The sequence below is a fragment of the Undibacterium cyanobacteriorum genome (genome assembly GCF_031326225.1).
Classification (GTDB): Bacteria; Pseudomonadota; Gammaproteobacteria; order Burkholderiales; family Burkholderiaceae_D; genus Undibacterium; species Undibacterium cyanobacteriorum.
In genome coordinates, this window is sequence record NZ_CP133720.1 from 4,268,367 (window position 1) to 4,292,559 (window position 24,193).

General features: G+C 49.2%; 19 protein-coding genes and 1 tRNA gene. 8 read left to right on the top strand and 12 right to left on the bottom strand.

What is annotated here, in order from left to right; genetic code table 11:
• Window positions 1–46: 46 nt before the first annotated feature.
• The 5 genes from RF679_RS17815 to RF679_RS17835 all read right to left on the bottom strand — a co-directional run bounded on the left by RF679_RS17815 (window position 47) and on the right by RF679_RS17835 (window position 8,517).
• Window positions 47–2,752: a DUF1631 family protein gene (locus RF679_RS17815; protein WP_309481967.1), complete on the bottom strand. Its 2,706-nt coding sequence runs from the start codon at window positions 2,750–2,752 to the stop codon at window positions 47–49.
• A gap of 77 nt (window positions 2,753–2,829) precedes the next feature.
• On the bottom strand, window positions 2,830–5,415 hold the full coding sequence (locus RF679_RS17820; RefSeq protein ID WP_309481968.1) for a DNA topoisomerase III: 2,586 nt from the start codon (window positions 5,413–5,415) through the stop codon (window positions 2,830–2,832).
• A gap of 335 nt (window positions 5,416–5,750) precedes the next feature.
• On the bottom strand, window positions 5,751–6,209 hold the full coding sequence (locus tag RF679_RS17825; protein WP_309481969.1) for a DUF494 family protein: 459 nt from the start codon (window positions 6,207–6,209) through the stop codon (window positions 5,751–5,753).
• A gap of 95 nt (window positions 6,210–6,304) precedes the next feature.
• A complete protein-coding gene (gene dprA / locus RF679_RS17830) occupies window positions 6,305–7,357 on the bottom strand; it encodes a DNA-processing protein DprA (protein ID WP_309481970.1) in 1,053 nt (350 codons plus the stop codon).
• Window positions 7,358–7,419: 62 nt separating this feature from the next.
• Window positions 7,420–8,517, bottom strand: coding sequence for a LysM peptidoglycan-binding domain-containing protein (locus RF679_RS17835; RefSeq protein ID WP_309481971.1), 1,098 nt, complete (start codon window positions 8,515–8,517; stop codon window positions 7,420–7,422).
• 194 nt (window positions 8,518–8,711) lie between these two features.
• Here RF679_RS17835 and def point away from each other — a divergent pair, with 194 nt between their 5' ends.
• The 5 genes from def (at window position 8,712) to RF679_RS17860 (ending at window position 13,434) form a co-directional block, all read left to right on the top strand.
• Window positions 8,712–9,236, top strand: a complete 525-nt coding sequence (gene def, locus RF679_RS17840) for a peptide deformylase (protein WP_309481972.1) — start codon at window positions 8,712–8,714, stop codon at window positions 9,234–9,236.
• A complete protein-coding gene (fmt, locus tag RF679_RS17845) occupies window positions 9,233–10,213 on the top strand; it encodes a methionyl-tRNA formyltransferase (protein ID WP_309481973.1) in 981 nt (326 codons plus the stop codon). The genes def and fmt overlap by 4 nt, the downstream gene beginning before the upstream one ends.
• A 143-nt stretch (window positions 10,214–10,356) precedes the next feature.
• The gene (locus RF679_RS17850) at window positions 10,357–11,385 is read left to right on the top strand and encodes a transporter (protein WP_309481974.1); all 1,029 of its coding nucleotides are present in this window, start codon (window positions 10,357–10,359) and stop codon (window positions 11,383–11,385) included.
• A 66-nt stretch (window positions 11,386–11,451) separates the two neighbouring features.
• Window positions 11,452–11,823 carry a SirB2 family protein gene (locus RF679_RS17855; protein WP_309481975.1) on the top strand — a complete coding sequence of 124 codons (372 nt, stop codon included), beginning with the start codon at window positions 11,452–11,454 and terminating at the stop codon, window positions 11,821–11,823.
• 48 nt (window positions 11,824–11,871) lie between these two features.
• The gene (locus RF679_RS17860; protein WP_309481976.1) at window positions 11,872–13,434 is read left to right on the top strand and encodes an amidase; all 1,563 of its coding nucleotides are present in this window, start codon (window positions 11,872–11,874) and stop codon (window positions 13,432–13,434) included.
• Between the two features lie 122 nt (window positions 13,435–13,556).
• Here the strand turns inward: RF679_RS17860 and RF679_RS17865 are convergent, their stop codons facing one another.
• Window positions 13,557–15,179, bottom strand: a complete 1,623-nt coding sequence (locus tag RF679_RS17865) for a PAS domain-containing protein (RefSeq protein ID WP_309481977.1) — start codon at window positions 15,177–15,179, stop codon at window positions 13,557–13,559.
• 342 nt (window positions 15,180–15,521) lie between these two features.
• On the opposite strand from RF679_RS17865, the gene dinB reads away from it, so the two are divergent.
• The gene (gene dinB, locus RF679_RS17870; RefSeq protein WP_373921707.1) at window positions 15,522–16,517 is read left to right on the top strand and encodes a DNA polymerase IV; all 996 of its coding nucleotides are present in this window, start codon (window positions 15,522–15,524) and stop codon (window positions 16,515–16,517) included.
• A gap of 74 nt (window positions 16,518–16,591) precedes the next feature.
• On the opposite strand, the gene RF679_RS17875 is transcribed toward dinB, so the two are convergent.
• The 3 genes from RF679_RS17875 to RF679_RS17885 all read right to left on the bottom strand — a co-directional run bounded on the left by RF679_RS17875 (window position 16,592) and on the right by RF679_RS17885 (window position 18,892).
• On the bottom strand, window positions 16,592–18,061 hold the full coding sequence (locus RF679_RS17875) for a pyridoxal phosphate-dependent decarboxylase family protein (protein WP_309481979.1): 1,470 nt from the start codon (window positions 18,059–18,061) through the stop codon (window positions 16,592–16,594).
• Between the two features lie 208 nt (window positions 18,062–18,269).
• On the bottom strand, window positions 18,270–18,650 hold the full coding sequence (locus RF679_RS17880; protein ID WP_309481980.1) for a flagellar protein FlaG: 381 nt from the start codon (window positions 18,648–18,650) through the stop codon (window positions 18,270–18,272).
• A gap of 165 nt (window positions 18,651–18,815) precedes the next feature.
• Window positions 18,816–18,892, bottom strand: a tRNA-Arg gene (locus RF679_RS17885).
• 246 nt (window positions 18,893–19,138) lie between these two features.
• Between RF679_RS17885 and RF679_RS17890 the strand changes: the two genes are divergently transcribed.
• Window positions 19,139–19,678 (top strand): c-type cytochrome, encoded by a 540-nt coding sequence (locus tag RF679_RS17890; protein ID WP_309481981.1) that lies wholly within the window; start codon window positions 19,139–19,141, stop codon window positions 19,676–19,678.
• A gap of 125 nt (window positions 19,679–19,803) precedes the next feature.
• Here RF679_RS17890 and RF679_RS17895 read toward each other — a convergent pair whose 3' ends face one another.
• Together RF679_RS17895 and RF679_RS17900 are read right to left on the bottom strand one after the other, a co-directional pair.
• Window positions 19,804–20,499: a hypothetical protein gene (locus RF679_RS17895; protein ID WP_309481982.1), complete on the bottom strand. Its 696-nt coding sequence runs from the start codon at window positions 20,497–20,499 to the stop codon at window positions 19,804–19,806.
• Between the two features lie 317 nt (window positions 20,500–20,816).
• On the bottom strand, window positions 20,817–22,850 hold the full coding sequence (locus tag RF679_RS17900) for an NADPH-dependent 2,4-dienoyl-CoA reductase (protein ID WP_309481983.1): 2,034 nt from the start codon (window positions 22,848–22,850) through the stop codon (window positions 20,817–20,819).
• A 343-nt stretch (window positions 22,851–23,193) separates the two neighbouring features.
• On the opposite strand from RF679_RS17900, the gene RF679_RS17905 reads away from it, so the two are divergent.
• Entirely contained in the window at window positions 23,194–23,736 is a 543-nt protein-coding gene (locus RF679_RS17905) for a hypothetical protein (RefSeq protein ID WP_309481984.1), read from the top strand.
• On the opposite strand, the gene RF679_RS17910 is transcribed toward RF679_RS17905, so the two are convergent.
• Window positions 23,733–24,146 (bottom strand): BLUF domain-containing protein, encoded by a 414-nt coding sequence (locus RF679_RS17910; RefSeq protein ID WP_309481985.1) that lies wholly within the window; start codon window positions 24,144–24,146, stop codon window positions 23,733–23,735. The two genes, RF679_RS17905 and RF679_RS17910, sit on opposite strands and share 4 nt — an antisense overlap.
• Window positions 24,147–24,193: the final 47 nt, after the last annotated feature.

Consider the following 24,193-nt stretch of genomic DNA (forward strand, 5'->3'; position numbering starts at 1 on the left):
GCACCTGAAGGGCGCCTGGGCTTTTTTAAAATAGCTTGAGGCTGATTTACGGCTTTACTGGCTCAGATACATCCGCTGACCGCAACAATGATTGAACAGCCCGCTCGAACAACGGCTCGGCCTCCAAGAACTTCACCCTGCCGTGGGCGATCATACGGCGGAACATTCGCACGCTAACCATAGATGGTTGCTCTTGCCCCTCTAGACTGAGGACCAAAGTCGTAAGGGCTGGATCAACCCAGTTCAATTTGCCTTGACTTGGTTCACCACCAAGATTAATTTCGACGGAAACGCCTGTCTTCAATTGTTCCAAAACTAAGTCGACAGTATGATCACCGCTATTTTCGACTGCATTCGCTGCTTCAATCGGTTGCTGCTCTTCATACACACGATCAAGCATTTGCACTTGCGCATCCAATTGCTGAATCGCGTCATCCAAAAACTTTTTAACGCCAGACGCTTCGGCTTCAGCATCCAATGGCGCGTAATCCTCCAAGTCTGGGTCGATGAAGAACTGCTCAAAGTGCTGATGAATCGACGACAACGAAGGATGTTTGCTAATGGTTGCGGATGGGTTTAATCGCATTGCTTTCGTATGCGCATCAACCAACCAATTCAATAGGCGCTCTTGTTGTGCAACATCCCAGTTGATACTCTTTACGCCTTCTTTGATCGTATTCAGGATAATAGGCAGCAGCGCCAGCAATTGCATGCGTTCATCTTCGTTTTGCTTAGGAACGATGCTCCACAACAAATCGGGGATCAACAAACGATATCGATGGGCCCGCTTCGAATCTTCAGCGTCGGCCAACTCTAAGGCATAGACCCATACGTTCTCAAAGAAATGCTGCAAGAATGGATCAATCGTAAGACCAAGCAATGCCTCGTGGATCTGCGCCGAGATATGAGCAAAGCGCAAAGTTCGATTCCGGGCACGCTCAGCACCATCAACAGCGTCTTCGGTGCGCTTATCAATTGCACGCAATTCTTTCGCGATAAACGCGTCGAACTCGTCGAGCATGCGAGAAAAGAGTTGCTGCGGATCTTCACTTTCATCCTGCAACAACGTCTCGACAATACGGCAAATCTCTTTAGTAATTTCCGCGCCAGTCGGATCAATTTGCTTGAGTCCGAGAGAGATCGAACCAATACGATTGACCAAGAGGCGGGCAGGATGGCCTTTTTGCGTGAGGAGCGTGTTATCTTTCAGCGCGACCTTCAACACTAAGAACTGGAGACGACCAAGTTGGGCTCGAATCTCCGCAGGAACTTGCGTGTCACGTAAGATAAACTCGAACAACATCGCCACAATATCGATGGTCATCTGCTCATCGACATTTGATGTCAACTCGTTGAGTGCGCGGCGTTGCTCTAAAATCAGATTACGAAGACCGCCAGTGCCGTCATACATTTCGGCGCCACTGGGCGTGAAACTTCGTTGGAAACGATGTAGAGATTGTGGCAGGGTCGACATCGCAGATACTGAAGATCCGGATCCACCATCTTCGGAACCAACAGGACCAGCACTCGAACCACCGCCTGCACTTCCTCCACTGACTGATTCTCCACCAGCCCATCCACCTGAACTGGCGCCCGAGCTTCCTACTGGCGCTCCACTAGCCCCAGACATACCAACGTCGGCAGCCACTTGACCGCCATCCGACTGTCCCGACATTGCGGCACCACCAGATGTTCCAACCGGCCCCTGTCCAAAAAATTTCTTCAGCGTCTCGCCGACTGCCTCGCCTTTTCTCAGCCACGAAAAAGGCCCTGGCATCGGTTCTGGCATCGGTGCCGCGGGCGCCATCATGCGCTGGTCAGGATCGAAATGGACTCCTTCTTGCGCGGCTGCTGGAACCTCGGCGCCGCCGCTTGCGGAGCTTTCCTGTGGCATGCCGCCACGGCTCACCAAATTACTCGCCCGACTCATTGCGGAGCTAAAAAACTGCTCAATTTGACTTACACGCTGTCGGATCGGGTTAGCTGGTGCCGACGCTGCAGGACCTGTCGAGGTTGCAGAAGTTGGGTTAGGCGCCCCAGGCACATCAGCAGCGGCTTCATCCTCTGGCATTACATCATCATGCGGTAGGCCACCAGATGCAGAGGTTGGTGACTTTCTGATTTTGAGTTGCAACTGAGCGGCAATGCCGTTCTTCGCCAAGTAATTATTGACTGCCGAATAGATGTTCGGCACGAAGGTGGTGAAATTTTGTGAAAGTCGCTCAATCAGGATATCGACGACGGTAGGATTCAGTCCTTGCCCTTCGATACTTGAAGAAATACATTTCGAAAACAAGTAGGGGCGAAATGGATTTTCCCGCTCATTGGTCACTTCTTGTTCAAAAATTAAAGCGATTCGAATATTCAAATCACGCAACTGCTCTTCAGCCTCGCGACGAAAGCGGTTGGTAATTTCTTCCAAGCGTAAGCCGCCCTCAAATGTGGTCGGGTCGATGAGGGTCAAACTATCGGTATTAAAGTTCGCCGATGGGCGATAGGTGCTGTAGGTTGTCTTAAAACTGCGTGCCAACAACTGCTCCATCGTGAGCGTCATATGCTCAATGATCTTGGCGCCTTGATCGACCAAGACAGCCCTCGCATCTAAGAGCCGACCTTGCTCAAGAGATGAAAATGTCTCATCCGCCTTCTGAAAGCAGTCCTCAATCGCACGAGGAATCGTGCGCTGCATTGATTCTACAAAACCGCGCATAAATTCAGCGCGCGCGGTTGTTAGCAAAGCATTTTGATCCATACTTCCTCAAACGTCGAGTCTAGTCGACCATCATCTCTAGACTATCTGCATATATGATTAACCCAACCGTCCAAGCGTCACGCGGTTTTCTTTTTCCGTGTGCTCGGTTTCTTCACGACTTCTGCGGCTCCATCCGCTTCCTTCGTCTTGGTCGCTTTGGCTGCGGCCGTTTTGCTGGCTGGCTTAGCCTTACGTTCTTCGAACTCAAAACTCGTCTTACCATCCTTGCCACGCACCAAGAAAGCCTTAAATGGTCGGCGTGTTCGCTGTGAAATAAAGCCAGGCAACAAATCGGTTTTACCTTCGACCAATAGTTTGCGCATTTGTTCAGGCACAATTTCTTGCTGCAGAATTATGCGACCACTGCGGAAGTCGCAGGCTTTAGGTTTCTGAACGCTCTTTTCGCAAACATAAGCCAAGCCTAGCTCGTACACATTCGAACCACATTTCGGGCAACTACCAAGTGAGACAGCCTGTGAAAAGTCTTGCTCTTCGCTTTCTTCACCCTCGTCTTGGTTTTGGCCGAAATCAAATTCAAGCTTGAGGTTATTAATATCCTCATCTCGTACAATTTTCAAAATCGCGGCAAATGGGCGTCCCATTTTCGAACGGAACCCCTGTAACGGCCCAATTTCACGATTTCTTAAGAGCTCTTCAACTTCATTCACTTCAAATTGTCGACTGCCTGGCGTCTTACTAATTGAGAACTCACATTTGGTACAAGCAAAGCGACGATAGTTTTCTTTCACGACGCCACCGCAATTTGGGCAAGGCGTGTGTAGAGTCGCGTAATCACCTGGGATGGTATCGTTATCAAACTCTTTAGCGCGCTTCACGATAACTTGTGTCATCTGCGCGATTTCTCGCATAAATTCGTCGCGAGTAATTTTGCCGCGCTCCATTTGTGCGAGTTTGTTTTCCCATTCACCAGTCAATTCCGGCGAAGTTAATTCGTCGACACCCAAACCACGCAATAAGGTCATCAACTGAAAAGCCTTCGCGGTCGGAATTAATTCACGTCCCTCGCGCAGCAAATACTTCTCGAATAGCAAACCTTCAATGATGGCTGCGCGTGTTGCTGGCGTCCCCAAGCCTTTGCCAGCCATCGCTTCACGCAATTCTTCGTCGTCGATCAGCTTGCCAGCACCTTCCATCGCCGACAGCAAAGTCGCTTCTGAATAGCGTGCGGGTGGTTTCGTGACCAGACCGTTTGCAGTCAATTTATCGGTTTTTACTTTCTCGCCTTTTGCTACGGCGACCAAGTTGCCTTTATTTTCTGGATCGGAGTCATCTTGCGCTTCCTTGCCATAGATGGCCAGCCAGCCTGGGTTACTGAGAACTTTACCTTCTGTCTTAAATTGATGGCCAGACACTTCCGTGATGCGCGTGGTCACCAAGTATTCCGCAGCCGGGAAGAAGACGGCCATGAAGCGACGCGTCACGAGGTCGTACAGCTTTTGTTCTGGTTCTGAGAGATTCTTTGGAATCAAACCAGTAGGAATGATCGCAAAGTGATCACTGATTTTAGCGTTATCAAAAATACGCTTATTTGGTTTTACCCAATTGTTATTGAGAATCTTCGCTGCAAATTGTTGGAAATTATTGATCTCACTGATTTTGCTCAGCGTATCTTTCACCGAATTGAGATAGTCCTCAGGCAAATGACGCGAGTCAGTACGTGGATAAGTTAAAACTTTATGCTTCTCGTATAAAGCCTGTGCCAAAGCCAACGTATTCTTTGCTGAGAAACCGAACTTGGAGTTTGCTTCGCGTTGTAAGCTAGTCAGGTCAAACAATGCCGGAGCGATCTGGGTGGCTGGCTTCGACTCCTCAGTCACATTGCCTTGCTTGCCACGACAGGCGGCCACGATCGACTCCGCTGCAGCCTTACTCCACAAGCGTTCTGGTTTGCGTTCAAGATCGTTCTCGTCTTTCTTGAAGTTGTGGTCAAGCCATCGTCCCTCATAAATACCGGCAGCGCAGACAAACTCGGCGCGCACTTCCCAATAATCACGCGGGATAAAACTCTTAATCTTTTCTTCGCGCTCAACCACAATCGACAGCGTTGGTGTTTGCACTCGACCAACCGTAGTCAGATAAAAACCGCCTTCTTTCGAATTGAAAGCGGTCATCGCGCGCGTGCCATTGATGCCGATTAACCAATCAGCCTCTGAGCGGCAGCGCGCAGCATCGGCTAAAGGTCGCATTTCTTCGTCAGTACGTAATTTCTTGAAGCCTGCTCGAATCGCGTCTGCAGTCATCGACTGCAACCACAATCGTTGCACCGGCTGCTTTGCTTTCGCGTGTTGTGCAATCAAGCGAAAGATCAATTCCCCCTCACGGCCCGCGTCACATGCATTGATCAAGCCAGTGACATCCTTACGCTTGATCAGTTTATTGAGTACCTTCAAGCGAGCTTCTGTTTTCGCGATCGGGTTCAAAGCGAAATGAGGAGGAATCATGGGAAGATGGGCGAAAGTCCACTTACCACGCTTCACATCGTATTCTTCTGGGACTGCGATTTCCAACAAGTGACCCACAGCTGATGACAACACAAACTCATCCGACTCAAAGTAGTCTTCGTGTTTCGTGAAGCCCCCCAAGGTTTTGGCGATGTCGTTGGCCACCGAGGGTTTTTCGGCAATGATGAGGGTTTTAGTCATAGTGAATTCAAGTTTTTAGATTCTTATTTATAAGCTTCGAGCCCAGTCTCTCCGCACACTATTAGAAAATGTCCAACAATGCTCGGGCAGCAAACGATCCGCATTCATAGACAGATCGCTACAACTATCGTCAGTTATATTGCAAAAACCGTACCAAAAAGGCGCAATTCAAGGCGCCATGTAAGGAAAAAAGCTATATATCAGCGGGGAATAATAAACGGAATGAATGTTGAACTGCAATAGAGCTGGAAAATTTGCCACAAATAAACAAGGCAATTCAAGGCTCCGGGGACTGAATTATTAAAACAGCAAAATTATTCTTTTGCCATAAAAACCTAGTGCAACTGAGCCTGAGGAGACTCCTCGAAGGCCAATTTGTACAACTGCCCCTGATCAAAATTTTGCGACCATAGAAGCATTAGAAGTAATGCTCTGAAATTCTCTGCTGAAATTGGTACTTCACCAAACGCGAATGCTTGCTCGATGATCAACTCACGCTGTTCAAAGCTAATAATCCCCGAGCCAAACAAGCTTGCAATTCGAGCAATGACGTCGCTTCCCAATAATTCTTGTTCTTGTTGAGTATAGATGCGGAAAAAGTGTGCAGAGGGCGTTGCGATCTCAACAAGGTCCGCGGCTTCCAAAGTCTTAAGCTCCATCAGACAATCTAAGGCGAGCACAATTTCGTGCTCACCAAAACCCAGATCCGCGAGTCGTTGTGCCAAAACGAGGGAATCAGGAATAGCACGAGGATGATGAAAGGTATTAAAAAGATAAACAAAAATCGGAAGCATGAAATACGAATGAATAAGCCAAAAACCGCTGAGGCGTCCATTTTAGCTTAGGAAAGGATAATAGACGAAAGCTTGCTAGATTATCAGTGTGCTGTTTATCGCATACGACGAACCGATCCGCCCGCCATCATTTCAATCTGCCCTTGCAGCTCCAGCTCGAATAACTGAGCACTCAGATTGGCAGAATCAAGACCGGAGCGTGTCAGCAACACGTCGAAAGCAACCGGATCATGGCCCATCGCCATAAGCAGTGGGCTTTCTTCGACGACTTTATCCAAACCACTTTGTAATCTTGCCCCTCCCTGTATCCACGCGTACTCCTCATTGATATCGCTGGCGCTATCAACCAATTTAGCGCCCTGCTTGATCAATACATGACATCCCTTGGCGAGAGGCGAATGAATCGACCCGGGAATCGCAAACACATCTCGACCTTGCTCGGCCGCCATACGAGCAGTGATGAGCGAGCCGGATTTCTCGGCTGCCTCAACCACTAAAACGCCTTTCGATAATCCCGAAATAATTCGATTGCGTCGTGGAAAATTAGAGGAAATCGCAGCCGTTCCCAGAGGATATTCACTCACGATGCAGCCATGCTGAACAATCCGGTGTGCCAATTCACGATGGCGTGCAGGATAGACTATGTCAATGCCAGTACCGATTACTGCGATGGTGCCGCCTTCTCCCTCCAAGCCTCCGCGATGAGCCGCTGCATCGATCCCCGCGGCTAAACCAGAACTGATGCACCATCCACTTGCGCTCAACTCTTTCGCAAATGCATGTGCGTGCTCCACACCTTGATGAGTTGCATTTCGACTTCCCACAATGGCGATGCTTGGTCGCGTCAAGGCCTCGATCTGGCCTTTGACATACAAGATCAACGGTGGGTCTGGGATTTCTAGAAGCTGACTCGGATATTCAGGATGCCCTAAAAAGATGAGATGAGCGTCATCATTGCCTAGCCACACCTCGGTTCGGGCGATGCAATCCTGAGTTTGCTTACTCGGAGGTGCTTGAAGCGCTTCGGCGATCTTTTGAGGAACGCAACTTAGTAAATTCTCATGCGATGCACGCAGCACATCGGCCGGACTTCCGAAACGAGTCAGTAGTCGTCTGGCGGTCTCATTTCCTACGCCTGGAAGTAGCATTAAGAATAGCCAATTTTGCCACTCAATAGACGAGACAAAACGTGATGTCATTGGACTAGGGATCAACGCTCTGGGGATTGGACTTGGTCGCCTACATTGACGGTTTCAGAAACTTCCATCACCAAGCCATAGGAAATGTTCTTGAAAACTCTGAATATGAACAATTTACCGTAGGTTTCATCCGGCAAACGAATCGGCTTTTTATCGTTAGTGCGGTCTTGAATAATCTTGCCATAGCGCGCCAATTCCAATACGGAACCCACGTCGAGGCCAGCCTGAGAGCCACGATTTATGCTAACAATATTATTTTGACCAGCAACACTCACGCCACCATAGACGCCAACGATACGGGCTTTGACATCACGTTCAGGACGATGTGGAACGTAGTTGATAATTGGCGTCGGAGGAATCGCAACCAAACGATCACCGATTCCCATTTCCTCTTTAGAGGCTGTTACATAGAACGTATCAACACCGTCTTCTGTTTTAGCTTTTTTGTCTAACTTCACGGCACCAACATACATCGCTTCATAGCCGATGATCTCGCGTGTATCTGGATCCTTCAACGCGGTGCCCGGACGAAATACCTGAAAAATCTTATTATCTTTAAGGTCGCCGCGCACATACAGTTTGTCGCCTTTCGCCATGTACACACGCCCCTCTTGTGTGGCGACAATACGTGGCGCATTCGCAAACTCATCTTTCTCAATGATCAATGGCTGAGACAAATAAGGTTCGATTAAGTTATTGGGAATCGCAGGAATCGCATTACCTTCATCGGCACCGAGAGTGCGCGTCTGTGGCTGCAACTTAGTGATACCTGTGGCTCCCTCAACCAAAGGCGTTCCTAGTCGTAAGCGCCCATTCACTCGATCAAAATACACAATTTGCTTTGGATAAATCCAGTGCGGATTACGAATTTCATCCTTATTCATGCCCCATACTTCAGGCCAGCACCATGGATTTTGCAGGAATTTTCCAGAGATACCCCACAGCGTATCGCCCTTAACAACCACGTGCTTGTCAGGTGCATCGGGCAAAAAGTTGCACTTACTGCTGAGTGACGCAGGAGCTGTACGCGCTGCTTCCTGTCCGAATGCTGGCGCACTCAGCGCAAGTGGGAAGGCCAAAGCGAAGGCGATTGTGCTAAACTTTTTCATGAAAATTTTCCGATGCATAAAACAGATTCCCGAGTAAGCTCGCCAATTTGAAGAACACTTGCCGCAGAACAAAAGGATTTGCGCGACATCCTCCCTTGGCAAACTTACCAATTTGAATCAAATTCTGCCCATAAATCCTTGAACTAGCAAGAGAAACCGCACCGCGGCCCCCTTTGCTTGTTGTGAAAAGTCTTATGTCTATACTCAATATTCTGCGTTACCCCGATCCGCGCCTGCATAAAGTGGCGAAACCTGTCACCGTTTTTGATGACAATCTGAAAAAATTGGTCGCCGATATGGCGGAAACCATGTATGACGCACCAGGCGTTGGCCTAGCAGCATCACAGGTTGACGTGCATGAGCAACTGGTCGTCATCGATGTGTCTGAAACCAATGATCAGCTTCAAGTCTTTATCAATCCGGAAATTATTTGGTCCAGCGCAGAAAATAAAGTCTACGACGAAGGCTGCCTGTCTGTACCAGGTATCTACGACGACGTTGAACGTCCTGCGGAAGTAAAGGTCAGAGCACTCGACATCAACGGCCAGCCTTTCGAGATCCATGCCGATGGCCTGCTCGCCGTCTGTATCCAACATGAAATGGATCACTTAAAAGGCAAAGTGTTTGTGGAATACCTATCGCCATTGAAACGCAATCGCATTAAGACGAAATTGCAAAAAGAAGAACGCGAAATGAGCAAGAAGGCTGTCCGCCGATGAAAGTCATTTTCGCTGGAACACCTGAATTTGCCGCAACTGCCTTGGAAGCCATCATCGCCGCAGGCTTCGAAGTGCCTTTGGTACTTACCCAACCAGATCGCCCAGCCGGACGTGGCATGCAATTGCACGCTTCCGCCGTCAAGCAAGTTGCACTGAAACACCACATCGCAGTAGCACAACCGATTTCGCTGCGGCTCGATGGAAAATATCCTGAGATCGCACAAGAAGCACACGATCTCTTGCGCAACACCGAGCACGATGTGATGGTGGTGGCGGCCTACGGATTAATTTTGCCGCTATCGGTGTTGTCGATCCCTCGCTTAGGTTGCATCAACATTCACGGCTCTTTGCTACCGCGTTGGCGCGGCGCTGCGCCAATTCATCGTGCGATTGAGGCCGGCGACACCGAAACCGGTATCACCATCATGCAAATGGAAGAAGGTCTCGATACAGGTCCTATGCTATGCCGCCAAGCAGTACCCATCGCAGCCGATGATACGACCGCTAGTTTGCACGACCAGTTAGCCGAACTCGGCGGTAGCATGATCGTCCAAGCCCTCAAGGACCTCAAGGCGGGAGTATTGACGCCCGAAGTTCAAGATGACAGCCTCGCCAACTACGCTGCAAAAATCAGCAAAGAAGAGGCGACACTCGATTTCGCACTCAGCGCTGAAGTACTCAACCGCAAAATCCGCGCCTTCAATCCCTTCCCCGCAGCGCAAGCGCGCATCAATGATGTGACGTTGAAAATTTGGAAGGCGGAAGTCGACCGCACCGCGACTTTCGTTAAAGCAAATGGAAATCCTTCCTCCAGCGGTGAGATTTTACGGGCTGATGGTGAGGGAGTCTTGATCGCATGCGCCGCTGGCTCGAGCGTGCTCCGCATAACCGAGCTGCAAAAGCCGGGCGGTAAGCGTCTGCCTGCACGCGAATTCCTGCAAGGCTTCCCTCTTGAGGTTGGCGGTATCCTACATTGATCTGAATTGATCATCGACGAGGCTCGAATCCGCCGTGCATTTGAGCCGCTTTCTCAAGCCTTCCTAGACTTGTCACGCCAACATCATCAAGCGGCTATACAATATGCGGCAATGCAATTTGCATCGCCAATTATTTGACCGCTATGGATCTCCAACAACTTTCATATGGCGCCGATGCCTCGGGCTTGATTTGTGGTTTTGTGTTTAGCCACGACACTCCAGGCCGGCCTATCAATACTGAAGAAGCTGTTCACTGGCTGTCGCAGATAAGCCAAGCCCACGCATCTGATCGCAAAGAATTTTTGTGGTTACACTTCAATCTCGCACACACAGCAACCGAACGCTGGCTGCAAGATCATACCGATGCCCCAGAAGAATTTTATGAGAGCCTCCATCAAGGATCTCGCTCGACGCGCATTGAGCACACGGACTACCACTTAATTGCAGTGATCAACGACGTCTTACATGATTTTAGTTTTGATCCAGCGGATATCGCCACGCTCTGGCTCAGTCTCAATCAGCATGTGATGATTAGTGCGCGTCGCAAACCATTAAAATCGGTCGATCGTTTACGTAACGCCGTTAATCGCCAAGAACTATTCCACTCACCTAGCGAATTGCTGACGCACCTATTACGCGATCAAGCCGATGTTCTGACCTCGATCGTACGCGATGCCACTACAAAAATCGACGAGATCGAAGATCACTTTTTATCGTCAAGAATAGGCCGCAAGCGCGCCAATCTCGGTGAACTACGCCGTTTGATGGTCCGTCTGCAACGACTGCTTGCGCCAGAACCTGCTGCGCTATTCCGCTTATTACAAAAACCACCGAGCTGGATGGTTGAAACAGATGTACATGACCTGCGTCAGTCGACCGAAGAGTTCTCCGTCGTTTTAAGCGACATGGCATCTCTGCAAGAACGCATCAAATTACTACAAGAAGAAATCGCCGCCCACGTCGGCGAGCAAAATAATCGTTCTTTGTTCGTCTTAACAGTTGTCACGGTTTTGGTACTACCGATCAATATCATTTCTGGTCTACTAGGAATGAACGTCGGCGGCATCCCATTGGCACAAGATGCGCAAGGTTTTTGGTTCATCGTAGGGCTCGTGATTTGCATTACCGCACTGGCCGCCTATTTCGTTTTGCGTGATAAAGATGGGCAGTAAAATCCGTCATCACGACAATGAACCCTCAAACAACATTCAGCCGACTCATCCAAGGATTTCACACCTATGCTTAGCTACACCGCCCTCAAACATTTACACATAGCTTGCGTCGTGATCAGCCTCAGTTTGTTCATCTTACGCTTCTATTGGAGCTTTTCGTCGCCGCAACAATTACAAAAAAAATGGGTGCGCGTGTTACCGCATTCAGTCGATACGGTTTTACTCATTAGCGCCATCAGCATGGCATGGATAGCAGGACTGAATCCCTTGGATCATTTCTGGTTGCTCGGAAAAATCATGGGTCTGCTCGCTTATATCGTCTTTGGCTATATCGCACTGAAGAGTGTTGGCAGTCAACGGGGGCGTATCCTCGCCTTTATCGGAGCACTGTTTTGGTTTGCCTTGATTGTGCACCTAGCGCTCAATAAAAGCTTATAGTTCATTGCTCAAATCACATAACAACGAACAAAAACAAAAGGAGACCTTATGCATACGAAATTAACACCGATCACATGCGCCCTTAGCACCCTATCGCTGAGCATTACCCTGTCTGCCACGGCGCAAACCTCAGATTTGACGCAACTCAAAGGGGAAATTTCTAGTGGTCGCCAGAGTGCGAGCAGCCTGGTTCAAAGTTACCAAGCCAATAGTGCCAAGCTCAATCCATATCTCAACGCTGTGACGGTCCTACGCGATGGAGCAGAACGCGATGCCGCCCAAGCAGACCTCAAAAAAGAAGGCCGAGGAAGCTTGCACGGCTTGCCGCTCATGGTCAAAGACAATATTGCTGTACGAGGAATGGTGACCACTGCGGGCTCGCTCGCCTTAGCCGAGAACCTCGCCAGCGACGATGCCTTCATCGTCAAACGATTGCGCGAAGCTGGGGCGATCATCGTTGGTAAAACTAATTTAAGCGAATGGGCGAATTTTCGTTCGACCAAATCAAGCAGCGGATGGAGTAGTGTCGGCGGTCAAACGCGTAATCCTTACAACCCGAGCAAAAGCCCCTGCGGTTCGAGTTCTGGATCGGGCGCAGCGGTCGCCGCAGGCATGATACCGGCAGCCATCGGCACAGAAACTGATGGTTCGATAGTGTGCCCGGCCTCGGTCAATGGTTTGGTGGGTTTGAAACCGACTCTCGGACTGGTCAGTCGCTCCGGCATTATTCCACTCTCGCACAGCCAAGACACCGCTGGTCCGATGACCCAGACCGTGCGAGATGCAGCGCTCCTATTGAATGTGCTGGCCGGTAGCGATGCCAACGATTCCGCCACCATCGAGGCCGACCGTCAACGCGCGACAGACTATTCGGCAGGCCTGAATACCAATGCTTTGCGCGGTAAGCGTCTTGGTGTAGTGAGAAATTTAAGTAGCGGATACGACAAAGCCACTCTGCAGTTATTGCGTGACAGTATTCAAATACTGAAGGCACAAGGTGCGATCGTGGTCGAAGATATCGAGCTTCCTCATCTGCAGGAACTCGATAAATTAGAACTACCGGTGTTGTTATACGATTTCAAAGCAGACTTGAACCAGTATCTTGCAACGGTTCCACCTCAAGTAAAAGTTCGCAACATGGCTGACGTGATGCGCTTCAATGAAGCCCATCGACAAAAAGTCATGCCTTATTTCGGACAAGAGATTATGCAGATGGCGCAAGCCAAAGAAGGCTTAAATGATCCGAAATATCAGACCGCTTCAACCCAAGCGAAATTGTTAGCGGGCCCCAAAGGTATCGACGCCGTCATGCAACAACATCAGCTCGATGCGCTCATCGCACCTACTACAGGGCCAGCGTGGGATATCAACCACAAGAAGGGCGATATCATCGCCGGTAGTGCAAGCTCACCAGCGGCTATCGCAGGCTATCCGCACTTAACGGTACCGATGGGATTAGTCGGCGGCTTACCGGTCGGTTTATCCTTCTTTGCGGGTGCGTGGAAAGAGGCCGAATTACTGAATATGGGCTACGCCTTTGAGCAAGCTCGTCCACAACTCGGCAAACCCGATCTCAATCGGGTTCAAAACCGAAAATATGCCAAACCATAAATCCATTGAGTAGTCACGATTGGGGCGCTGTAGCGATCAGCCATCAAGGAACAGCGATCAGCGCCTCGTGTTCCACGCGAGTCCTTGGGTGAGCCCTTGAATGAAGCTTTCAGATTCAAGTATTAAGCTTCAACCATCCACACCATGGTGTCTGCTGTCTGATCGAATGGCAAGATGCGTCCGACCAAACGCGCTTCAAAGAAACTTCCATCTTTTCGTTTGAGTCGATGAATCACTTCGATTGCCGTTTCTGGCTGCAGCTTCTCACCAACGATGGCGCGAAAATCTTGGTATGCAGCTTCATTCGCGTGCATATTCAAGACTGAAAGGCCGATCATTTCTTTAGGATCACGATAGCCAAACACTTGAGCCAATTTAGGGTTGGCGCGCATGATCTGCTTGTTATGTACCAACATCAAGCCGATCGGCGTATGGCTAAACAAAATCTCTAACTCGCTCGCCAATTTCTTATAGCGATCTCGACCGGAGCGCAGCAAGTCTTCGTAATGTTTGACTTCCAACTCGTGTTTCTTGCGCTCGGTAATATCAAGATGCGTTCCGATCATGCGCAGCGCCCGACCATTTTCATCCCATTCCACCACATTACCCACCGATAGCATCCAACGCCATTCACCAGATTTAGCGCGTAGACGAAACTCTGCTTTAAAAGCAATTTCGCCGTGTGATTTAAAGTGATTTTGATAGGCCAGCTTGAGACTCGCGACATCATCGGGGTGGAGACTATCATTCCAGAAAAAGTCCCAGAATTTTTCGGTGTGATTAAAGTAGTCTTGCGATAAGCCCAAGATCTCAGCATATTCGGGAGCAAACTGACCATGTCCCGTTTGCACGTTCATATCAAACATTCCCAGACTGGTAAATCGCATCGCTGCGTGCAATTGCCGCTCGGTAGCGCGCATTTGCTGTTCACGAATCTTACGATCGGTGACATCGACCAAAAAACCGTGCCAAATCACACTGCCATCATCTTGCCGCGTGGGGTAAGCCTCGCCAAACAAGTGGCGCTCGCCATTTTTCAGACGCAAGCGATAATCCAAATGCCATACGTGCAAACGCATGGCCGATTCTTTCATGGTGTCGCGTAGGTTTTCGATGTCGTCTGGGTGAACCAATGAAAACATGGTGGCGGCATTATCACGCACTTGATTGGCACTCACACCATGCACCGTATCGATCGCATCACTAGCGTAGGGGACGGTGCAATGTCCGCCTGCAAATCGCTGAAATTGATAAAAGAAAACCCGCGGCAACTCGCGCGACAAATTCGCCAGCACCGCTTGGCTACGGAGAATCTGTTCCTTCCGTTCGCGTTGGACTGTGATATCGCTCATCAAGCCTTGCAGTCGCACAGCTCGACCGCTAGGAGATTTGATGATCACAACACCACGTGCTCTCACCCATTTCCATTGCCCATCGCGACATTGCAGACGGTGATCTTCGGAGAATTGATTGGTGCGTCCCTCTAGGCAAGCGCGAATTGCAGGAATGCTGCTCTTCGCATCCTCAGGATGAATACGACTAAACCACTCGTCAAGATGATGTCCCCATTCCCCTGCGGGATAACCGAGCAACTCTTGGAACTGCTCACTAAAATGGATTTCGTTCTCAGACACATGCCAATCCCAAGCGAACTCACCGAGTTGCTGCAATAGACTGGCATGATCAATGGCGCTGGACTGTTGATCAGGAAGGATTTTCCCTAAACGACCAGTTTCGGTATTCACAAAAGGACTTGAAGAGGCTGACATGTCACGAATAGAAATAAAAACAAGAATGCGCAGTTTCTGCTCACAAGATACTGAACCTATTTTGATCGTTTGTCACCCTCAAGAGCATCTAGAAATGGGCGTTTGATCACCAATTCGAGTAGATCCCGCTCTACTCTGACACTCAATCATGGCTCCCATGGAATAAACACGAGCAAAATTTGTTGGAGCTGCTAGCAATTCGCATTAAAATACTGATTATAAATACAGTACCCATCATCTCAAAGCATGCTCGAGCTGACCCAGCGCCCACAAAAAATCATTCATTGCGACTGCGATTGTTTTTATGCGTCGGTTGAAATGCGCGACGACCCGCGTCTGCGCGAGCTCCCATTGGCAATTGGTGGACAAGCGGATCAACGCGGCGTGATCGCAACCTGCAACTATGTCGCTCGCAAGTTCGGGGTTCGCTCAGCGATGCCCACCTCGCAAGCTTTGAAACTTTGCCCCGACTTAGTCGTCATGCGTCCGAACATGGAGAAGTATCGCATCGCCTCACGACAAATCGCGGCGATTTATCGCGACTACACTGAGTTGGTCGAACCTTTGTCACTCGACGAGGCCTATCTCGACGTCACACATGCAAAGCAACATCAAGGCAGCGCCACCCGCATCGCTCAAGAAATCCGCGCACGCATTGCCGCAGAAGTTGGAATTACCGCATCGGCTGGCGTGGCACCGAATAAGTTTTTAGCCAAAATCGCCAGCGACATCAACAAACCCGATGGGCTATACGTGATTTTGCCGGAACAAGTAAGTGAGTTTGTGGCAAATCTACCGGTTGCCAAACTCTTTGGAGTCGGCAAAGTCACCGCGCAAAAATTGCATCAGCTTGGAGTGAATCAATGCAGCGATCTATTGACTTGGAGCCTAGCTGACTTGGTTGCGCACTTTGGCAAACTTGGTAGCAGTCTTTACTCTTTATGTAGAGGCGTCGATACGCGCACCGTGGAGCCCAGTTCCGAACGAAAATCCGTGAGTGTCGAAGAAACCTATAGTCGCGACTTGCCCGATCTAGCAGCGTGTATTGCGGAAGTACCTGAGCTCTATGCAGCCTTACAAAAACAAGTTGATCGCACCAAGGCGCACGAACACATCAACAAACTCAATATCAAAATTCGCTTTAAAGATTTCAAGCAAACTACAGTCGAATGTCGTGCGCAAGAATTGAGCGAAGCCAAATTCGTGGAGCTACTGACTACAGGCTTTGAGCGTCGCAAATTGCCGGTTCGTTTACTGGGCTTAGGAATTGGTCTCGCGGCAAAGCCGAGAGACGATCAGCTGCCGCTCTTCTAAATGAGCTTGGCATCACCAAGTGACAACCTCGGATTGACCTCGGATTGAAATACCGCGCCGATGCGACTCTCGATTTACAAGCCCAACTCCACACTAATTTCTTTACCGAAGCGTAGGGTGGCTTCCACCAAAGCGTCAATATTATTCGCATTGGTGCGGTGATTAACGATCGCTGCACGGATTGCCAAACCTTGCGGCAATACATTGGTGGAAGGTGCTGCGATCCCTGACTCTTGCAGAGCCACCACTAAACGTGCCGTTAAGACATCCGCTTGATCGGCCTGACTTGATCGGTAGCGGAAACAGACGATGTTCAAAGAGACTGGCGCCATCAATTCAAGTTCGGGGTGCAACTCGATCTTACTGCGCAAATACTGCGCGAGATCGCAGGTTTGTTGGATCACGCCGCCTAAGCGTTTTGCGCCATATACCTGGATCGTGAACCACGTTTTGAGGGCTCGAAATCCGCGCGATAGATCGGGTCCAAAATCGCAAGGCCATGGTGAATTCGCCGCCATGCCACGATGTTCGCGTCGTAAATAACCGGCTGCAGCCGCGAAGCTATCGTAATGCAATTGCGCGTCACGCACCAAAATAAAGCCAGCGTCGTACTGCACTTGCAACCATTTATGGAAATCGAAAGCGATCGAATCGGCACGTTCAATCCCGGCCAAGCGCGGTGCAATTTGAGGTGCCAAAACGGCTAAAGCACCAAAAGCCCCATCAATATGGAACCACAAATTCTGCTCTTGTGCGATATCAGCCAGCTGATTCAAATCATCAATCGCACCAACATCCACGGTACCCGCCGTGCCAGCCAAAAAGAAAGGACTCAGACCCTGAGCGCGATCTTGTTGAATCTGTTGACGTAAAGCCGCACAGTCAATTTCATAACGCTCGTTCATAGCGATCACGCGTAGGTATTGAGTACCAATGCCCGCTAAATCCATCGCTTTCTTGACGCAAGCATGTGCTCCCGCCGAGGTGTAAGCCACCAATTGAACCTGCTCGTCGCGCAAACCACGACGGCGAGTTTCGTGACCGAGTGCTTTGTTCTTGGCAACCCAAACGGCAATCAAATTTGCTAGTGAAGTTCCGGTCACAAATAAGCCACTTGCACTTGCAGGGAACTTAAACAAATCCGCCATCCAACGCGTAATTTGGCGTTCCACTTCGACCGGCATTTGATCGCGACCGCCGACATTGGCATTCAAGCCAGCAGCCAACATTTCCGCCACTAAGCCAGCCGGCGTACCACCACCTTGCACCCACCCCATGAAACCGGGATGGGCATTGCCAATCGCATAGGGCATGATGTCGCGCTTAAAAGCCGCATGTGTTACTTCCAAGGAGCTACCGTCCTGCGGCATCCCTTTAAAAAACTGCTCACGCACTTCACTTGGCGCCGAAGTCCACACCGGGCCCTGACCTAAGGCTTGTACATAATCCAAAATATCATCCAGCATGCCATGCGCTTGTTGACGCAAGGCAGCCCATTCTTCGGGGCTTTGAGGATCAAGTGAGGTGGTCTGTGGAGCTTGCATAAGAAGGGGTCGTCGTTTCAAGGAAACGACCGAAATCATGGAAGCCGCATTATCTACGACAAGTCGAGATTCGTGGGAAGTTTTATCAAATATACCGTGTCAAACAGGTATTCTGAAGATGGCTCTTTGCCAATTTCTTCGTTTCGAAAATCCGGCAAATGATCACCCTAGCCCAATTAGCGAGCACGGCGAAGGGAATGCATGGAGCTCACGCTTTATCTTTTAATAAAACGCCTGTTTTGCCTTCAAGGGCTTTTGAGATCTCAATGATCTCTTTGGATGGGATTTGCCGCACAACAGTGTTGGTTTCGCGATCAACCACCTGAATCACCATACGTCCCGAACCTTGGTCTACTTTGAAATTTACACCATTGTTCGCGTTCATCATTTGATTCAATTGCTCGACGGTCTTTCTTACCTCGGCTTCGCTCAATTCATTCACAGGAGCACTGAGATCAGAACGACTAGTGGGTGTCACGGGATTCGACACACTTGGGGCCACACTCGGCTTATTCGAGGGACGAAGCTCGAGCGTTCCGGAAGATGCCGGAATGCCAACAACGCCACCTGAAACCTGATTGATATTCATGTCTTTCCCCAAAATCACCACCGTTTGTCGCAAGCTTTAAACCCATTACGGCATATTGTGATTTACGGCAAAAATCAGCCAAAGTTTAGGCCAAGTGACAGGAATTCGATGTGAATCAAACGATTCGCACGATCTATTACAGTATTAATAATTTACGGGAGTCATTGGCGCGCCAGACACGATTCGAACGTGCGACCCCAGCCTTCGGAGGGCTGTACTCTATCCATCTGAGCTACTGGCGCGAGGAGGATTTTGAAAATAGGCGCGTATTCTAACCTAATTGTTCGTTGGCTTTCGCGGTTTTGCCATGGAAAATGTGGAATTCTCCACAGCTTTCGCCCTCAGCTTCCACCTGAAACGCTATTTTTCATTCCAAATAGTAAGCTTTAGCTCTATAATCTGGGGTTTTACGCTAGCTGTTATTGATAAAGAACAAGACGTAGACAGCGCAGCGTCAACCGCATACTTATTTTTGCATCGAGGAAATCATGAGCGACTCTCACAATCAACACGAAACAGCGATTAAAACGCCTAAGCAACTGATCGTTGCTGTGGTAGCTGGTTTTTTGGTTCCTATCTTGATCATCGTCTTATTGGTGAAATACGTTGCAAGTGACAACAAAACAGGCGCAGGTTCCAGCAGTCAATCACCAGAAGCCATCGCAGCACGTATTAGCCCAGTAGCAAACGAAGGCTTCACTTTCGTTGACGCAAGCGCACCAAAAGTCTTGCAAACTGGCGAAGCCGTGTACAACGCCGCTTGTGCAGCTTGCCATGCAAGCGGTGCAGCTGGTGCGCCAAAATTTGGTGACGCCGCAGCTTGGGGTCCACGTATTGCTCAAGGCTATGACACAGTTGTGAAGCACGCAGTTGAAGGTTTGCGTGCTATGCCTGCAAAAGGCGGCAACCCAGATTTGGACAATATCGAAGTAGCACGCGCTGTGGTTCACATGGCCAATGCTGGCGGTGCTAAATTCAAAGAACCTGAAGTGAAGGCAGCAGCTGCAGCGGACGCATCTGCGAAGTAATTCACGGAGAATGCAATAAGAATTCACTAAGAGTTCAGTAAGCGGTCAATTCTGCATCCAAGAAAAAAGCCAGTCGTCGACTGGCTTTTTTCTTTCTGACTGCTCTAACAATCTCAAGATTTCCATTATTCGGCCTCAGGAAAATCTCCAGCAAAACGAAGCTTTGAGGTGCCAATTCGTTTTTTAATCTGCTCCTCCAACTGTTGCAACTGCTTCTCATCAGTCGGATAGAAATACGCTTTAATTCCTGTAACCCCAAAACTCTCTAAGGTTTGCTGATTGGGGAAGAAAACCGCATCGCCATAGGGATTCGCACGCGAGAGTTGAACCGATTTCAGCGCTTCCTTACTAGCGATCTCCTCTAAAGCGCTCTTAATTCGTTGATCAAACCCGTCACCATCCGCGATTTCGATCTTCTTGCCATTAACGGTAAGTACAAAGTGAACCTCATTGGGGGGTAATTTGTTTTCCAAGCGATCCATCATTTCAACCAAGATGTCGGGATCGAGGTGGAGCCGTTGCAGCAACTGTGCCTCCTCGGTAGCCATACGATCAAATTGAGCGATGAGTTTGCCGCGAGATGCTCCCTTCTCCTCATCATCCTGCTCCACAGAACTCGGACCAGCATGTGTCGAGCGAGACGATCCATGAAATCCCACAACACTGTCTGGCCGCAATGTTTTCGTACGTCCAGCAAGGAAAATATTGTTCGCACATGAAGACATGCAATACCCTGCAACCTCAACGCCCATCGCACGGTCGGCGAGTAAATTGCCGATCTTGACGCCCTCGCTGAGATCGCCACCTAGAGAAGTAATCACGAGTATTTTGCTTGTTTTAGTGATGTACTTTTGCAAAGCCCGCAAGCTTTTTTTCGCTACGATGTCGCCTCGATAAACAACAGTTTCGGAGTTGAGTCGATAAACTCTGAAAGACTCGCTCGCAGCGTGACAAAAACTAAACGTACCAAAGCAAAACAATGCGAGGCAGGTTCGAGAAAATATAGTGTGAAGCATCAATCGGCCTAATTCTGAAAACCCAGATAATAGTCCATTGAGCTAGAAAAAATCACATTTTTTCAAACAGCGAAAACCCGAACGATCAGCAGCAGATCAGTTCGAGTTTTTCAAATAGGGAATTACAAGGATGCGGCCAGCTCAGCGCCTTCTTTAATCGCGCGTTTTGCATCGAGCTCAGAAGCCAAGGCCGCGCCGCCGATCTTATGGAATTTCGGACCTGTTTCGCTAACTTGTGTTGGCATCAATTCGGTCAACGATTCTTGCCCTGCGCAGAGAATCACGTGATCCACATCGAGGACTTGATCTTGACCGGCGACACTGATGTGCAGTCCTTGATCATCAATCTTCTTATATTCGACCGCAGCCATCATCTTGACTTGATTACGCTGCAAGGTGGCACGATGCACCCAACCCGAAGTTTTGCCCAAACCAGCACCGACCTTGCTCGCCTTGCGCTGCAGGAGATAAATATCGCGAATTGGTGCATCCACATGTGGCGCGACCAAACCGCCATTTTGCTTCGCCTGCAAATCAATGCCCCATTCACCCAACCACTTCGACAATGGAATCGGCAACGGTGTTGCGAAATCATGGAGAAGATATTCAGCGACGTCAAAACCAATACCGCCAGCACCAATAATTGCGACTTTTTTGCCGACCGGTTTCTTATGCAACAGCACATCCAAATACGACATTACTTTCGGATGATCCACGCCTTCAATGCGTGGCTTGCGTGGCGTAATCCCGGTGGCAATGATGATGTGATCAAATCCTTGCGCGACCAATTCTTCGCGTGTGACACGGCGATTCAAATGCAATTTCACGCCGGTCATTTCCACGCGCTTGGCGAAATAACGCAGCGTTTCTTTGAACTCTTCTTTCCCTGGGATTTGCATAGCGATCTTGAATTGACCACCAATCGAATCGGAACTATCAAACAAGCTAACATCATGACCACAACTTGCCGCTACCGTCGCCGCCGACAAACCTGCAGGACCAGCACCAACCACGGCGATCCGTTTCGCAATCGGCTTTTTGGTGTAGACCAATTCGGTTTCATGAGCAGCGCGTGGATTGACTAAGCAACTCGCACGTTGATTCGAGAAGGTGTGGTCCAAACACGCTTGGTTACAAGCGATACAAGTATTGATTTCGTCGACACGCCCGGTTGCTGCTTTATTCACGAACTCAGGGTCCGCCAAAAATGGGCGCGCCATCGACACCATATCAGCTGTACCGCTAGCGATGATATCCTCGGCTTGGGCTGGCATATTGATACGATTCGAGGCGATCACAGGAATCGATACGGCTTGCTTGAGACGCCCTGACACGCTTGCAAACGCCGCGCGCGGTACCGATGTCACGATGGTTGGGACGCGGGCTTCATGCCAGCCGATACCGGTGTTGAATAAAGTCACGCCGGCTTTTTCCAAGGCTTGCGCCACCGCCACAACCTCATCCCAGCTATTCCCACCTTCGACGAGATCAAGAATGGAGTGGCGATACATGATGATAAATTTTTCACCAACTGCAGCACGTACGCGCTTGACGATTTCCACCGGCAGACGCATACGATTTTCGATGGAACCGCCCCAACGGTCGGTACGATGATTGGTACGCACGCACAAGAATTGATTCAATAAGTAGCCTTCGCTACCCATAATTTCAACACCGTCATAGCCCGATTGTTGTGCCAATTTGGCGCAGCGCACGTAAGCTTTGATGGTTTTCTCGATCCCGGCTTCGTCTAAAGCTTTTGGTTTGAATTTGGAAATCGGTGCCTGCTTATCCGAAGCAGAAACAATAAACGGTTGATAGCCATAGCGACCTGCATGCAAGATCTGCATCACGATTTTGCCGTCTTCTTCATGCACGGCTTTCGTCACTTTGCGATGATTGAAAACATCGCCAAAGAAATTCATGGTGCCGCCAAAAGGCAGCAACCAACCTTGTCGATTGGGTGAAATACCGCCGGTAACAATTAGGCCCACACCACCACGGGCGCGTTCTCTGAAATACGCGGCTAATTTGCCATAGTTGTAAAAACGATCTTCAAGACCCGTGTGCATAGAACCCATCATGACGCGATTACGCAGCGTCGTAAAACCAAGATCGAGGGGCTCCAACAAATGAGGAAAATGCGCGTTTGCCATAGCTAAACTCTATAAAAAACAGGATCAGCCAAGAATACACAAGCTTGCTAAAAATAGCGAAGTTTTGACTAGTTGATAGTCTCTAAAGTGTCTCGTAAATGTTTGTAAGTGAAATCAATGCGAGTCGTAACAAATGTAACTAAGTCCGCATTTTTAAGTTGAACCCGCGGATCTGGACTACAGTCATCGGGCGAAATTGATTCCCTACATCCAAGCTATTGCAATGAAATACACATTGTTTCAAAAATTATTACCTAGCAATGAAGCGCAACTCCTGCGCCGAATTTTCGCGGACCTCGAGTTTCTAGGGCTGGCTCAAAAATATGGCAGCTATTGCTTATTTATGAGCTCACTTCTGGCCGAGATCCTCAAGAGCCATCACTTCGAAGTTGAGCTCAAAGCATGTGTGGCGGTGATCGATAAAGGTCATGAAGAACGTTTCCTACTCGGCGCAAAAGAGTTTGCATCGCCCGGTCAAATTCCATCGCACCTTGTGTGTGTTGTCAATAAAACCGTCTTGCTCGATTTTGGTTTGGGGAATGCGCGTCGAACTTTTGCACCTGATCTTTTTCACGGTCTCATCTTGCCATTAGATGACTATCATGCACGAGGGGGGGGAGTTCTTTGCAGTGCTCGCTTGATGAATAAATACGAGATTCATTACTTGGTCGATGCATTACCCGAAACTCTCGGTGATCGAATCCGAGATCAAGAGGCAGTATTGCAAAAAGCTCTGAAAGATTATCGTCGTTACGCAAGAAATCGCTTGAAATTTAACGTGGCAAAAGCATTCAAGAGCGTCTATAAAACGAATCTTTTCTCCGCAAAAAAATCGCCTGAGCTGGCTCGTATCGCGGGCGACTTTAATGCCACTTGGTCGACTTAAGCTGTGGCTTTCGCGAAGTGCTCAAAAATACATAAGGCGGATTGGCTATCCGTTTTGCTCTTTGCAAATTCTCCGTCAAAGCAAGTGAGCCATTCCGGCTGCTCTCGCAATTCCTCTGCGGCGAGATGTCGAAACCCCATATTCCAATGCGAAAACAAGCGCGCTGAAATATCACGTTGTAGCACCAAACTCACGTGTCGATGGCGCGGATCTTGTTGTATCCGTTCATAGGTGTTCAGCACATCTTTTCGTTCACCTTCCAGCATTTGCAAAAATCGGCCATTCGCATAAATCAGCATCCCAGTCACCGTGCGCGCCGTATTATTTCGCACAGCATGACTATGAATGCCACTCAAGACCGATTCATCTGTCGCCAATTCGCTTAGGTAAATTAACTGATAGAGTGCCATGACAGTCCCTTCTCAAAAAATCTGTCATGTAGTGTAGGCAGTCCGGG

Bases quoted from the DNA above. Each gene is read 5' to 3' on its own strand.
- def (WP_309481972.1), top strand. From the start codon at position 8,712: ATGTCTATACTCAATATTCTGCGTTACCCCGATCCGCGCCTGCATAAA.
- RF679_RS17875 (WP_309481979.1), bottom strand. From the start codon at position 18,061: ATGCAAGCTCCACAGACCACCTCACTTGATCCTCAAAGCCCCGAAGAA.
- RF679_RS17820 (WP_309481968.1), bottom strand. From the start codon at position 5,415: ATGACTAAAACCCTCATCATTGCCGAAAAACCCTCGGTGGCCAACGAC.
- dinB (WP_373921707.1), top strand. From the start codon at position 15,522: ATGCGCGACGACCCGCGTCTGCGCGAGCTCCCATTGGCAATTGGTGGA.
- dprA (WP_309481970.1), bottom strand. From the start codon at position 7,357: ATGCTACTTCCAGGCGTAGGAAATGAGACCGCCAGACGACTACTGACT.
- RF679_RS17910 (WP_309481985.1), bottom strand. From the start codon at position 24,146: ATGGCACTCTATCAGTTAATTTACCTAAGCGAATTGGCGACAGATGAA.
- RF679_RS17835 (WP_309481971.1), bottom strand. From the start codon at position 8,517: ATGAAAAAGTTTAGCACAATCGCCTTCGCTTTGGCCTTCCCACTTGCG.
- RF679_RS17880 (WP_309481980.1), bottom strand. From the start codon at position 18,650: ATGAATATCAATCAGGTTTCAGGTGGCGTTGTTGGCATTCCGGCATCT.
- RF679_RS17900 (WP_309481983.1), bottom strand. From the start codon at position 22,850: ATGGCAAACGCGCATTTTCCTCATTTGTTGGAGCCCCTCGATCTTGGT.
- RF679_RS17905 (WP_309481984.1), top strand. From the start codon at position 23,194: ATGAGCTCACTTCTGGCCGAGATCCTCAAGAGCCATCACTTCGAAGTT.
- RF679_RS17825 (WP_309481969.1), bottom strand. From the start codon at position 6,209: ATGCTTCCGATTTTTGTTTATCTTTTTAATACCTTTCATCATCCTCGT.
- RF679_RS17850 (WP_309481974.1), top strand. From the start codon at position 10,357: ATGGATCTCCAACAACTTTCATATGGCGCCGATGCCTCGGGCTTGATT.
- RF679_RS17815 (WP_309481967.1), bottom strand. From the start codon at position 2,752: ATGGATCAAAATGCTTTGCTAACAACCGCGCGCGCTGAATTTATGCGC.
- RF679_RS17890 (WP_309481981.1), top strand. From the start codon at position 19,139: ATGAGCGACTCTCACAATCAACACGAAACAGCGATTAAAACGCCTAAG.
- RF679_RS17860 (WP_309481976.1), top strand. From the start codon at position 11,872: ATGCATACGAAATTAACACCGATCACATGCGCCCTTAGCACCCTATCG.
- RF679_RS17855 (WP_309481975.1), top strand. From the start codon at position 11,452: ATGCTTAGCTACACCGCCCTCAAACATTTACACATAGCTTGCGTCGTG.
- fmt (WP_309481973.1), top strand. From the start codon at position 9,233: ATGAAAGTCATTTTCGCTGGAACACCTGAATTTGCCGCAACTGCCTTG.